At 69.9% G+C, this 12,628-nt stretch carries 11 protein-coding genes; 7 read left to right on the forward strand and 4 right to left on the reverse strand.

The genetic code is table 11. From position 1 onward, the window contains the following. Positions 1-20: 20 nt before the first annotated feature. Entirely contained in the window at positions 21-734 is a 714-nt protein-coding gene (locus Air01nite_RS30860) for a winged helix-turn-helix transcriptional regulator (RefSeq protein WP_203706863.1), read from the reverse strand. 99 nt (positions 735-833) lie between these two features. Between Air01nite_RS30860 and Air01nite_RS30865 the strand changes: the two genes are divergently transcribed. The 3 genes from Air01nite_RS30865 (at position 834) to Air01nite_RS30875 (ending at position 4,047) form a co-directional block, all read left to right on the forward strand. Beyond that, complete coding sequence (locus Air01nite_RS30865) at positions 834-1,835, forward strand: class I SAM-dependent methyltransferase (protein ID WP_203706864.1); 1,002 nt, start codon at positions 834-836, stop codon at positions 1,833-1,835. A 97-nt stretch (positions 1,836-1,932) separates the two neighbouring features. After that, entirely contained in the window at positions 1,933-3,222 is a 1,290-nt protein-coding gene (locus tag Air01nite_RS30870) for an alpha/beta hydrolase (RefSeq protein ID WP_239091085.1), read from the forward strand. 9 nt (positions 3,223-3,231) lie between these two features. Then, positions 3,232-4,047 carry a serine hydrolase domain-containing protein gene (locus Air01nite_RS30875; protein ID WP_203706866.1) on the forward strand — a complete coding sequence of 272 codons (816 nt, stop codon included), beginning with the start codon at positions 3,232-3,234 and terminating at the stop codon, positions 4,045-4,047. On the opposite strand, the gene Air01nite_RS30880 is transcribed toward Air01nite_RS30875, so the two are convergent. Further along, positions 4,030-4,692, reverse strand: a complete 663-nt coding sequence (locus tag Air01nite_RS30880; RefSeq protein ID WP_203706867.1) for a TetR/AcrR family transcriptional regulator C-terminal domain-containing protein — start codon at positions 4,690-4,692, stop codon at positions 4,030-4,032. The genes Air01nite_RS30875 and Air01nite_RS30880 overlap by 18 nt on opposite strands. Positions 4,693-4,768: 76 nt before the next feature. On the opposite strand from Air01nite_RS30880, the gene Air01nite_RS30885 reads away from it, so the two are divergent. Beyond that, complete coding sequence (locus Air01nite_RS30885) at positions 4,769-5,236, forward strand: hypothetical protein (RefSeq protein WP_203706868.1); 468 nt, start codon at positions 4,769-4,771, stop codon at positions 5,234-5,236. On the opposite strand, the gene Air01nite_RS30890 is transcribed toward Air01nite_RS30885, so the two are convergent. Next, positions 5,233-7,176 carry a caspase, EACC1-associated type gene (locus tag Air01nite_RS30890; RefSeq protein WP_308439994.1) on the reverse strand — a complete coding sequence of 648 codons (1,944 nt, stop codon included), beginning with the start codon at positions 7,174-7,176 and terminating at the stop codon, positions 5,233-5,235. The genes Air01nite_RS30885 and Air01nite_RS30890 overlap by 4 nt on opposite strands. A gap of 36 nt (positions 7,177-7,212) precedes the next feature. Next, positions 7,213-8,265 carry a LacI family DNA-binding transcriptional regulator gene (locus Air01nite_RS30895; protein ID WP_203706870.1) on the reverse strand — a complete coding sequence of 351 codons (1,053 nt, stop codon included), beginning with the start codon at positions 8,263-8,265 and terminating at the stop codon, positions 7,213-7,215. 146 nt (positions 8,266-8,411) lie between these two features. On the opposite strand from Air01nite_RS30895, the gene Air01nite_RS30900 reads away from it, so the two are divergent. The 3 genes from Air01nite_RS30900 to Air01nite_RS30910 are packed head-to-tail and all read left to right on the forward strand — an operon-like array spanning position 8,412 to position 12,627. Beyond that, positions 8,412-10,334 (forward strand): glycoside hydrolase family 127 protein, encoded by a 1,923-nt coding sequence (locus Air01nite_RS30900; protein ID WP_203706871.1) that lies wholly within the window; start codon positions 8,412-8,414, stop codon positions 10,332-10,334. Continuing rightward, on the forward strand, positions 10,327-11,622 hold the full coding sequence (locus Air01nite_RS30905; RefSeq protein ID WP_239091086.1) for an ABC transporter substrate-binding protein: 1,296 nt from the start codon (positions 10,327-10,329) through the stop codon (positions 11,620-11,622). Before Air01nite_RS30900 ends, Air01nite_RS30905 begins: the two co-directional genes overlap by 8 nt. Positions 11,623-11,676: 54 nt before the next feature. Continuing rightward, a complete protein-coding gene (locus Air01nite_RS30910) occupies positions 11,677-12,627 on the forward strand; it encodes a carbohydrate ABC transporter permease (protein WP_203706872.1) in 951 nt (316 codons plus the stop codon). Position 12,628: the final 1 nt, after the last annotated feature.

Raw genomic sequence — 12,628 nt, forward strand, 5'->3', positions numbered from 1 at the left:
TGGTGGGCCAATTGTGGTTGTTAGGGGTGGAGGTTGGCCGCGAGGCGGCCGGAGACCGTGAATTGAGGGCGTGGGTCGGCGGGAGTGGCGCGGACGTTGAGCCAGCGGGGGACCGCTCGCGATGCCGTGCGGGAGCCCGTGGTGACCAGATCGCCGGCGCGGACGGCCTCTCGCCAGCTCACCTCACCCCGCCACAGGTGGGTCATGCAGCGCAAAGTTGTTTCGACCGTGACCGCGACCGGCAGACCCGGGTCGAAGTCGCAGACGTCCGCGTCGTCCGACGCCAGGATCAGCCACCAACGCTGGCTCTTCGGTTCCACGTCGCCGAGCAGCACGTGCACCACCGTGCGCCCTGGTGGGAGGTCGTCCCGGGCCACCTGGCGGCGCATGTCCCAGAACAGCAGGTGTGGGTCCAGGTCCTCGTCGCCAAGTTCAGGTAGCCAGCGCATCGACCAGTCGCCCAAGCCATCGACAATCTGCTGCAGATCCTTTCCTGCCGGCGTCAGGCGATAGATGACCTTGTTGCCGTCCGGGAAGCGTTCGATCACGCCTACCCGTTCCAACCGCTGCAGGCGTTTGACCAGCAGCGCGGGCGACATGCGGGGGACGCCCCGGCGGATGTCGTTGAAGTGGCGGCTGCCCATCAGGAGTTCGCGGACGATCAAGAGGGTCCAGCGCTCGTCCAGGACCTCCAGCGCCTTCGACACCGGGCAGAACTGATAGTAGGTGCCCATGCGCACACCGTAAGAGGCCGGCCTAGTACAGAACTAGAACTGGTTGGCTTCACTTCGTGAACTGACGGACGAACCCGATGGGCGCCCAGCATCGAGGGCATGACTGAAATCAAGGAATCTGTCGGCACCATGTTGGGGCTGCTTGCCGGGTACGTCGGCCACCGGACCGTGGCCACCGGGCTGCGGACCGGGCTCGTCGCCGCGCTCGCGGAAAACGGACCCGCCACCCCCGACCAGCTCGCCGCCACGCTCAAGCTCGATCCCTTCTACACCTTCGCCTGGTGTCGCGCCGCTTACGGCGCCGGCGTGTGTGATCGCGACGGCGACGTTTACGCGCTCGCGCCGAACCTCGCGACCGTGCTGCTCGACGACACCTCCCCGGCGTACGTCGGCGGGGTCTTCAAGGTCCTCGAACAGCCTGAGATCTTCGACCGGTTCGAGGCGAGCCTGCCCACCGGCGAGCGGCTGTGGTGGGACGGCTGCTCGCCCGAGTTCATCGCCGCCGTCGGTGGCACGGGACGTCCCTTCTACCGCCGGCTCGTGCCGGACGGGCTCGGCAAGGTGCCCGGTCTGAAGGACAAGCTCGAGCAGGGCTGCCGTGTCCTCGACACCGCCTGCGGGTCCGGGCACGGGCTCGTCATGCTCGCGAACGCCTACCCGAACTCCACGGTGCACGGTGTCGACGGCGATGCTCACTCCGTCGACGTCGCCTGCCGCACCCTCGCCGAGAACGGGCTGCAGCTCAAGGTCTGGGACAGTCCACTGGAGAAGCTCACCGTCGACGAGCCCTACGACGTCGTCATCAACAACATCTCCATGCACGAGTGCCGCGACATCGACGCCGTGGCGCGTAACGTCCGGGCCGCGCTCAAGCCCGGCGGGGTGTTCGTCATCTCCGACTTCCCGTTCGCCGACGACGACGCGGGGCTGCGGACCGTGCCGGGCCGGGTGATGTCCGGCATCCAGATCTTCGAAGCGCAGATCGACGACCAGCTACTGCCGCGGCGCGTCTACGACGACCTGCTCGCGCGGCACGGGTTCACGGATCTCGGCTTCGCCGCGATCACCCCGATGCATGCCCTGACCTGGGGGTACGCCTAAGCAGTAGACCTCCGAGGCATCGGGCTGCGACGATATGCGCACTCTCGATGCAAAAACTGGAGGTGCTGTGCGTATCGTTCGACGAGGTTTCATCACCTTGGCCACAGCGACCGTCCTCGCCGTCACCGCCACTCCGGCGGTGACGGCGACGGCGGCGACCGGCCGGACGGCCGAATACCGGCCCGTCATCTTCGTGCACGGCAGCGCCGGGTCCGCGTCCCAGTTCGACTCGCAGGCCCGGCGCCTGGCCAGCAACGGCTACCCGATCGACCACATCGAGGCACACGAGTACGACTCACCGAACATCGCGACGATCCTGCCGAGTGTCCTCAACGGACTCGACGACCGGATCGCGGCCCTGCGCGCCCGCACCGGCGCCGACCAGGTCGACATCGTCGGCCACTCGCTCGGCACGTTCGTGATGCAGAGCTACCTGACCAGCTCACCGACCCGCGCCGCCCGGGTCGCCCACTACGTCAACCTCGACGGCCGCACCGCCACCGCTTTGCCCGGTGGCGTGCCCACGCTGGCGATCTGGGGCGAGGGCGACCAGACCCGCGCGATCACCGGTGCGACCAACGTCTACCTGCCCGACCAGTCGCACACCCAGACGGTGTCGTCCGAAGAGTCGTTCCGCGAGATGTTCCGGTTCTTCCGCGGAACGCCGCCGCGCACCAGCGGCATCCTGCCGGGTCCGCGCGGCACCGCCCGGATCTCTGGCCGCGCGGTGTTGTTCCCGAGCAACGCCGGCGTCACCGACGCGACGCTCGAGGTCTATCGGGTCAGCCCGCTGACCGGCCGGCGCCTGTCGAAAGCGCACACCCAGGCACTGACGGGCGACGGCGCGTTCGGCCCGATCAAGCTCGACGGCCGGCAGCGGTACGAGTTCGCGGTCGTCCGACCCGGCGCGGCCACCCACCACTTCTACTTCCAACCGTTCCTGCGGGACGACGCGTTGGTCCGCCTGCTCACCAGCCGCCCGGGCGAAGGCCTCGGCGCACTCGTGGAGACCAGCGACCGGCACACCGCGCTGACCGTACAAAGGCAAAAGGAATGGTGGGGTGACCAGGGCGCGGCGGGCGACCGCCTCTGGGTCAACGGCACCGACATCCTCAACGCCGCCAACGCGCCGCGGGTCAAGCGGGTCATCGGCATCTTCGCGTTCGACGCGGGCAGCGACCGCCGCACCGACCTGACCGCGCCGCTGCCGGCGTTCTTCGCACAGACCTTCATCACGGGCATGGACGTCTACATCCCCGCCGCACCCAGACACCTGGGCATCGTCTCGATCGTCGTCCGCCAGCGCGGCGACGGCTACGAGTTGGCCAACGTCCCCAATTGGCCTTCGTCCGAACACCGGATCACGGTCAACGTCAACGACTTCTAACGTGTACGGGTGATCAGCGCGCAGGTCGTCGCACCCACCGGTGAGCTGGAGCGATCCGGTGGGAGCGCCGACCCGCGCACCCGGTTCCAGGTCGCCTCGGTGAGCAAGACGTTCGCCGCCGCGGTGACGCTGATGCTGGTCGACCGGGGCACGCTGCGGCTGGGCGACCCGGTGTTGCCGGGCGTGACCGTGCATCACCTGCTCAGCCACACGTCAGGGTTGGGGCAGTTCAGGGACATGCCGAGCCTCGACCTCGCCGCCGGCCGGGTCAGCCGCGACCTCATCCGGCAGGAACCGCTGCTCGACCCGCCGGGCACCCGCTGGCGCTACAGCAGTCCCGGCTACATCCTGCTGGGCGAGGTCATCGAGCACGCCGCGCACGCGCCCTATCCGGACGTCCTGCGGGAACTGGTGATCGGGCCCCTCGGCCTGACCGACACGGTGGTCGGTGTGCGCCCGGTCGAGCGGGTGGCGGCCGGCCACCGCGACGGGCAACCGATCCGGGAATGGGATCTCGCCGCGTTGACCGGCACCGGCGACATCTGGTCGACGGTCGGCGACCTCACCCGGTTCGCCCGCACCCTCGACCCCGGCGTCCTCGACCGGTTGCGGCAACCACAGGCAACGTTGACCGAGCCCGACGAGGACGGCCTGACCCACTACGGCTACGGCCTCTACGTGGGCAACGGGCTCGCCTTGCACTCCGGCGACAACCCCGGCTTCCGCTCGGTGTTGGCTTGGCTTCCGGACGGCCGCGTCGCCGCGGTGCTGAGCAACGACGAGGCCGACGCCGACCCGCGAGCGGTGCTACGCGACCTGATCTAGGGCCGCGTACCCGGCGAGCAGGATGTCGATCGCCTGCGTGAAGCGGTGATCGAAGTCCAGGCCCGCGCGCGTCGCGAGGATCTCGGTCAGGTTGGGGAACTCAGCCGGGTCCAGTTCGCCGGCGCGGTCGTCGAGGTTGGGTTCGGAACCCTCGTGCCCGGGAGTCTGGCCGGCCTCGGCGAGCGTGTGCCCGATCGTGAACGTGGCGATCACGTTGACGATGTCCATGGCCCGGCCCAGGGGTACGCCCGCCGCGCGCATCCCGGCCAGCCAGCGCTCCGACATCCGCAGGGCATCCGGCGAGTTGACCGGGCGCGTGCCGGCCAGCGGCAGCACGCCGGGGTGGGCCAGCAGCGCGCCGCGCAACTGATGGGCGAACTCACGCATCCACGGCACCCAGTCACCCGGCGCGGGGTCGGCGAGCCCGCTGAAGGCGATCTCCATGACCCGGTCGACCAGCCCGTCGAGCAGCGCGTCCTTGTTGGGCACGTAGTTGTAGAGCGTCATCGCCTCGACGCCCAGCGCGGCGCCGAGCTTGCGCATCGACAACGCGGGCAGGCCGTGACTGTCCAGATAGTCCAGTGCTGCGTCGAACACCAGCTCCCGACTCAGCCCGGCCTTCGCACCGGCCCGGCGTTCAGCCACGCCACCACCCCTTGACGATTCTTACGGTGTAAGTCAGGCTAGCAGAAACTTACACCGTAAGAATGGAGTCGCCGAGATGCTCGCCCTGGCCCTCACGCTGATCCTGGCCGCCGTCGCGTACTTCCTGGTCACGACGTTGATCGACCTGTTCCCGCTGAACAACGTGCGCGCCGCCACCCGCGCCGAGCAACGCACCGAGGTCGCGATCAACGCACCGATCATGGCGCTGCCCGCGGTCTTGCTGGGCCTGGGCGCGGCGCTGCACACCCCGGCGCTGGGGTATGTCGCCGGCTCGCTGGAACTGCTGGTCACCCTCGGCGGCGTGCTGCTCTGGTGGCTGCCCTACCTGACCGGCGTGACGGTGCCATGGGCCACCGCCGGCACGGGCGTGACCTGGGCGGACCTGCACGCCCGCACCTACGCGCGCACGCTGACCGTGCTGCCGAGAATCGGCGACCGCCCACGCCCCAACTTGGAACACATGATCCTGCACGCCCTGCTGCTCGCGGCCGCCCTCACCACCTTCGCGGCAGCCGGCGCTTAGATCGCGAGAAGCTGGACCACGCCGTCGTTACCACCGCTAGCCAAAAACCGGCCGTCCGGGCTGAAGGCGACGGCGTTGGCGCCTCCGCTGTGTGTCGTCAAGGGCGAGTGGAACGCTTCCAACGTCGCGCTGTGGTGTAGATGGACGTGGCCATCGCGGCTGGTGGCCGCAAGCCACACACCATTCAAGCTGAAGGCCAGGGAGGTGACCCACTCGCCGAGCTCAACGGTCGCGATTGGCGGCTGCCTGTTGTCGGCGCTGGTTTGCCACAGGCGCACAGTCCGATCGCGGCCGCCGCTGGCGAGGAGCTGACCGGAGGGGTGGTATGCGACTGCGAGGACATCGTCGGTGTGGCTGCGTAGCGGCCGCGAATCCGAACCGTCTCTGATCAGGACGGCCTGCTCGTTGCAGCCGAGGGCGAATCCGGCGCCGAGCGGATGAAAGGCGATGCTGTTGATGCCCTGCCGCCCGATGAAGAGCGTCGCGTGCTTCGGGATCCGCGAACGGTGATCCCATAAGCGAACCTTGCCGTCGTCGCCTGCGCTCGCGAGGTCTCCGCCTGGTGTGAAGACCACAGAGCGCACCGAGCCCTGGTGCGTCCAGGCCTGGGACGGCCAAGGCGGGTGCAAGAGCTTTCGCTGCGGAACATTCCATAGTCGAACGGTGTGGTCATCGCCGCCCGTGGCGATGCGGTCGCCACGAGGACTGAATGCGATGGTCGAGATAAATTCGTCGTCGCTGCGAAGTTTGTCGCCAACCGGTTCGCCTGACTTGACGTCGAAGAACGCAACCACGTTGGCGGCCGCCGCGGCGAGCAGCTGTCCGCTGGGGCTGAACGCCAAGGCGTTGATTCGGCCCGGAAAACCTTTCCGGAGCGAGCGGCTCTCGGGCTGAGGCCGAGGAGAAGGCGGCGGCTGCTGCGGTGGCACCGGGGGTGCAGCCGCCGGGACGGACGGTGCTTCTCCCAACAACTCCCGCGCGAGGCGCGCCACCGCCGGCGCGTCCTGCGAGGCGACGACCTGGAGGGCCTGGCGGGCGGCCAGGACGAGACCTGGATCCTCGGCGGTCAGCATCTCCGCGAGCGACTCCACCGCGCCCCGGCGCACGTTGGGCAACGGGCTGTCCAAGGCGGCGCGCAAAGCCTCCGGTAATTGGGCGGCCACGACCGCTACGCCGCGCGGGCTGCGGGCCAGGATGATTTCCTCTTCGCCGCCGTACAGCCAACGTTGCGGGTTCTGCCTCGACGCCACCCGCTCCGCGGCATACAGGAAGGCGTCCTCGACTGAGACGTAGCCGTCGCCGTCGCGGTCGGCCTCTCCGGTCCGCAGACCTTCGACCAGTGCCGACGTGAACACGGAGCCCGGCTTGGGACCGTCGGACAGCGGTTCGCCTTCGAACGAATACTCCGTCGACCGCGAGGCTGTCAGCACCGCTCGGCCGCGTCCGGCGCCGCCCAGCCGCCGGTCGAGCTCCAAGTCCGTGGCGCCCTTCCCGGCGAACGCGCCGCTGAAACAGCAATCGAGGATGAGCACCTGGCGCCGTGCCGCGCACTCGTCCATTGCTTCCAGCAGCCACTCCGACTCGATCGCGGTCGCGCGCAGGTGTGCCTTCTCCGTGTCGGCAGCCGCGAAGTAGAGCCGACCGCGCGGACTCAGCAGCCCATGGCAGCTCAGGTAGACGAGCACCAGGTCGTCGCGGCCGCACTCGGCGAGAAAGACACTGACGGTGCGACGGATCTCGTGCTCCCGCGCGTCGACCAACGACGTCACGTCGAAGCCGCCGATGCCCTCGTGCGTCAGCACCTCGACCATGCCCTGTGCGTCCGTCGCGGGTGCCCGGAGTTGGGTGATCTCCGGGTCGGCGTATGCGCCGGTGGCGACGACGAGGGCCCGTCGCGTGCCGGGCGGCCGCGGCGCCGACGCTCTCATGCGAGACATCATTTCGTGGGCGCTCGACGGGTGCAGCCCTCCGGTCGGTCAGGCCGTCGGTTCGGCCGGACGAGGCTGAGGAACCGTCGTGGGCACCGTGGACTCGCGGATGACCAGCCGGCAGGGTTGGCGGACCACGCCGGCCGAGGGGGTGCCGTCGAGGGCGGCGAACAGGTGCTCGACCGCCGTCGCGCCGAGTTGTTCCAGGTTTAGGTCCACGGTGGTCAGTGGGGGGCGGCAGTCCGTGGCGAAGTCCTCCCAGTTGTCGTAACCCACGATCGCTACGTCGTCCGGGATGCGGCGGCCGAGGTCCAGCAGGGTTTGTGAGACGCCCGTGGCGATCTGGTCGTTGCCGCAGAAGATCGCGTCGATGGACGGTTCGGCGCTGAGCAGCATCCGGGCCGCGTGGCGGCCCCAGCGTTGTGACCACTCGCCGAACAGCGGGTCGGTGCCGGCCAGCGACAGGCCGTGCTCGGCGAGCACCGCGCGCATGCCGGTCGCGCGGTCGCGCGCCGCGCGGTAGCCGTGCGGCCCGGTGACGTGCGCGATCCGCCGGCGGCCGAGGGCGACCAGGTGCTCCACAGCCAGCCGGGCGCCGCCCTCGTCGTCGGCCAGCAGCGAGAAGTCGCCCGGGTCCGTGCTCTCGCCGTACACGTAGACCACCGGGACCGGGATCTCGCGGGTCAGCGACGGGCGGATGTCGTTGCTGTCGCCCAGCACGATGAAGCCGTCGACCCGGCGGGCCAGCAAGGTGCGGATGTAGTGCTGGCGGCGGATCGCGTCGCCGCGGGCGTCGCAGAGCAGCACCGACATCTGCTCGTTGCCGAGCGCGTTCTCGGCGCCGAGCAGGATCGGGATCGAGAACCGGCCGCCTAGCTCGTCGGTGAGCAGGCCGATGGTCCGCGTGCGGCCGACGATCAGGCCCCGGGCCAACGCGTTGGGCTGGAACGACAGCTCGCTCGCGGCCTGCAGCACCCGCTGCCGGGTCGCCGCGGCCACCTGGGCGCGGTCGTTGAGCGCCTTCGATGCCGTGGCGACCGAGACGCCCGCCCGCCGCGCGACGTCGGACAACGTCACGGCCTGCGTGCGGTGCCGTCCCATGGAGAAAACCTTTCGCCGACGTTTTCTGGTGCTGCCGGCAACGTATCAGCCGGATGCGGGTTTGCGCGCCGGCCGATTTGGCATCTTGCCGAAAAGGTTTTCGGGGTCCAGAGTGAGCGCCATCACGAAACCTGGAGGTAACAACGGTGGCAGCTTCCGACCCCACCGGCGGCCGGCCGGTGGACCCGTCCCGAGGTGCTCTGCGCCCGCTCGGCCTGGCCGAGGCGCGGATCACCGCGGGGTTCTGGGCCGACCGGCAGCGCGTCATCAGCGAGGGCAGCCTGGACCACGCCCGGGCCTGGATGGACAAGGTCGGGTGGACCGGCAACTTCATGATCGGTGCGGCCACCGGGCCGGCTGAGCACCGGGGCCGCGAGTTCGCCGACTCCGAGGTCTACAAGCTGATCGAGGCGATGTCCTGGGAGACCGGCCGCAACAACGATCCGGCCCGGAAAAGGGAGATCGACGAGCTGGTCGCGCTGATCGGCGGCGCGCAGGAGAAGGACGGCTACCTCAACACCGCCTACGGCCGCCCCGGCCAGGCGCCGCGCTGGAGCGACCTGGAGTGGGGCCACGAGCTCTACTGCGCGGGCCACCTGCTGCAGGCCGCCGTCGCCGACACCCGCGTGCACGGCCCGGGGCCGCTGCTGGAGATCGCCCGACGCACGGCCGACCACATCTGCGAGACCTTCGGCGCCGACGGCAGCACCGGGATCTGCGGCCACCCCGAGATCGAGCCGGCGCTGGTCGAGCTCTACCGGGTCACCGGCGAACGTCGCTATCTGGAACAGGCGAGGCTCTTCGTCGAGCGGCGCGGGCACCAGACGCTGGCGCCGCACCAGTTCGGCTGGTCCTACTTCAGCGACGACATCCCCGTGCGCGCGGCGACCGTCCTGCGTGGACACGCCGTGCGCGCCCTCTACCTGGCCTGCGGCGTGGTCGACGTCGCGGTCGAGACCGGCGACGACGAGCTGCTCACCGCGGTCAAGAACCAGTTCGACCGTACCCTGGCGCGGCGCACGTACCTGACCGGCGGGATGGGCTCCCGGCACATGGACGAGGCGTTCAGCGACGACTTCGTGCTGCCGTCCGACCGGGCCTATTCCGAGAGCTGCGCCAGCGTCGCCGCCGTCATGCTGGCCTGGCGCCTGCTGCTGGCCACCGGCGACGCCCGCTACGCCGACGTGATCGAGCGGATCCTCTACAACGTGGTCGCCACCGCCATCGAGGACGACGGGCGCGCCTTCTTCTACGCGCACAGCCTGCACCAGCGCACGCCGACCCGCGCGCTGCCCGACGACGAGGAGCAACTCGGCTTCGGCGGCGGCCCGCGGGCACCCTGGTTCGAGGTCTCGTGCTGCCTGCCCAACGTGTCCCGCCTGCTGGCCAGCCTGAGCACCTACCTCGCGGTCGCGGACGACGAGGGACTGCGGATCATGCAGTACGCGGACGCGACGGTCGACACCCGCCTGGCGGACGGCCGCCGGGTGGCGCTGGAGACCACCACCGCGTACCCCCACGACGGCGACGTGACCATCCGGATCACCGCGACCGACGGCGGCGAGTGGCCGCTGACCCTGCGCGTGCCAGCCTGGGCGGACGGCGCGACCGTGACGGTCGGCGGTGTGCCGGAGCCGGTCACCGGCACCCTGACCCTGCGGCGCGCGTTCGCCGCCGGCGACGAGATCCGGCTGCACCTGCCGATGGCGCCGCGGTTCACCTCGCCCGACCCCCGGATCGACGCGGTCCGCGGCTGTGTCGCGGTCGAGCGCGGCCCGGTCGTCTACTGTGCTGAGTCCCCCGTCGGCGAGCCGCTCGGCGACCTCGACCTGCTGCGGGTCGACCCGGGCCGCGCGCCGGCCGACGGCGACGAGGGCGTCGAGGTGTGGGGCGGGCTCGCCGCCGCGACCGACGCCACCTGGCCGTACGACGAGCCGGTCGGCGACGACCCGCCGCTCGGGCTGATCCGACTGTTGCCCTACCACCGCTGGGCCCGCCGTGGTCCCGCCACGATGCGGGTGTGGCTGCCCACTGTCCAGTCCCCTCGCGCAAGGAGTACGGATGGCTAGATATCGAGCACGACGTGTCGTCGCGGGTATGGCGGCGGCCCTACTGATCACCGCGGTCGCGGCGTGCGGCAACGACGACGACGCGGCGGGCGGCGGTGGCACGCAGGCCCCCGCGGTCGACGACGGCGCCACGCTGACGCTCTGGACCCGGGCCGCGACCGAGTCGGTCTCCAAGGCGTACGCGGAGAAGTACAACGCCACGCACAAGAACCAGGTGCAGGTGACCGCGTACCCCAACGAGGAGTACCCGGCCAAGCTGGCCTCGGCGGCGGGCGCCAAGTCCCTGCCCGACCTGTTCGCCTCCGACGTGGTGTTCGCGCCGCAGTACGCGTCGCAGGGCCTGTGGGTCGACGTGACCGACCGGTTCGGCGCCCTCGACGTCAAGGACAAGGTCGCGCCGGCACACGTGAAGGCCGGCACCTGGGAAGGCAAGGTCTACGCCGTCCCGCACACGATCGACATGTCCGTGATGCTCTACAACAAGGACCTCTACGCGAAGGCCGGCCTCGATCCGGAGAAGCCGCCGACCACGCTCAAGGAGTTCGCCGAGCACGCCCGCACGATCGACAAGCTGGGCGGCGACATCAACGGCACCTACTTCGGCGGCAACTGCGGCGGTTGCGTCGAGTTCACGTTCTGGCCGTCGGTCTGGGCCGCGGGCGGCGGGGTCCTCGACGCCGAGGGCAACAATGCCAAGATCGACTCCAAGGAGATGGCGGACGTCTTCGCGATCTACCGCTCGCTCTACGACGAGGGCGTGGCCGCGCCGGCGTCGAAGGACGAGGCCGGGCCGACCTGGCTCGGCGCCCTGCAGAACGGCAAGGTCGGCATCGCGCCCGGCCCGTCGGTCTGGCTCGGGCTGATCGAGGAGAAGGGCGTGAAGATGGGTGTGGCCCCGATCCCCGGTCCCGACGGGGGCGAGTCCACCTTCGTGGGCGGCGACGCGATCGGCATCGGCGCCACCAGCACCAAGGCCGCACAGGCCTGGGACTTCCTGGCCTGGACGATGTCCGACGAGGCGCAGATCGAGGTCGTCGCGAAGAACAAGGGCGTGCCCACCCGCACCGACCTGGCGTCCAACAAATACTCGTCGACCGACCCGCGGGTCGTGCTGATCAACTCGCTGATGGCCAAGGGCCAGACGCCGTACGCCCGCAACTTCAACGCCTCCTTCAACGATCCGCAGAGCCCGTGGCTGCAGACCGTGCGCGGTGCCCTGTTCGGTGACGCCGCCTCCGCACTGAGCGGCGGCAACACCGCCATCACGAAGTCCTTGCAACAGAGCTGACCCAACGGGCGGGGGCCCGAGCCGGGTCCCCGCCCACCAACAAAAAGGACGACGATGACGACCGTGATCTCTCCACGCCGGGAACAGCCGGCCGAAGAGGCCAGCCGGAGAACGGTCCGCCGGCCGCGGAGGCGCCAGACCCGGCGCGCCTGGCTCGGCATCGCCTACGCCAGCCCGACCGCGGTCATGGTCGCCCTGTTCTTCCTCGTCCCGCTCGTGCTCGTCGGTTGGATGTCGCTGCACAAGTGGCCCCTGCTCGCCCCGCCCACCTTCAACGCGCCCGACAACTTCGCCGACATCGGCGACAACGAGTTGGTGCGGTCCGCGACCTGGTTCACCGTGAAATACACGGTCGTCATCACCGTGCTGCTCTTCGCGGTCTCGCTGGGCCTGGCCCTGCTGGTCCAGCATCGCCGGCCTGGCGTCGGGTTCTTCCGCACCGCCTTCTTCCTGCCCATGGCCGTCGGGTTCGCCAGCGCCTCGCTGCTCTTCCTGGGCCTGCTCAGCGACGAGATCGGCCCGATCAGCGACCTGCTGCGGGCGGTCGGGCTGGTCGACGGCTACGTCTCGTGGACCAGCGGCAGCGCCAACTCGGCTCTCGGCTCCGCGGTCGTGCTGGTGCTCTGGCGGTTCGCGGGCTTCAACATGCTGATCCTGTTGACCGGGCTGCAGGCGATCCCGCCGGAGATCTACGAGGCGGCCCGGGTCGACGGCGCCAGCCGGTGGCAGACCTTCCGGCGCATCACGCTTCCCTTGTTGCGACCGACGATCGCGCTCGTGCTCACGTTGATGGTGACCGGGTCGCTGCTGGCCTTCGACCAGTTCTGGATCCTGACCCGGGGCGGCCCCGACAACAGCACGACCTCGCTGGTCATGGTGATCTACCGCGAGGCGTTCATCCGCCTCGACCTCGGCTCGGCCGCCGGCATCTCGGTGGTGCTGCTGGGGGTCCTGATCGTCTTCAACGTCATCCAACTCGGCGTGCTGCGCCGCCGGTCGAGCTGAG

This window comes from Asanoa iriomotensis, assembly GCF_016862515.1.
GTDB lineage: Bacteria > Actinomycetota > Actinomycetes > Mycobacteriales > Micromonosporaceae > Asanoa > Asanoa iriomotensis.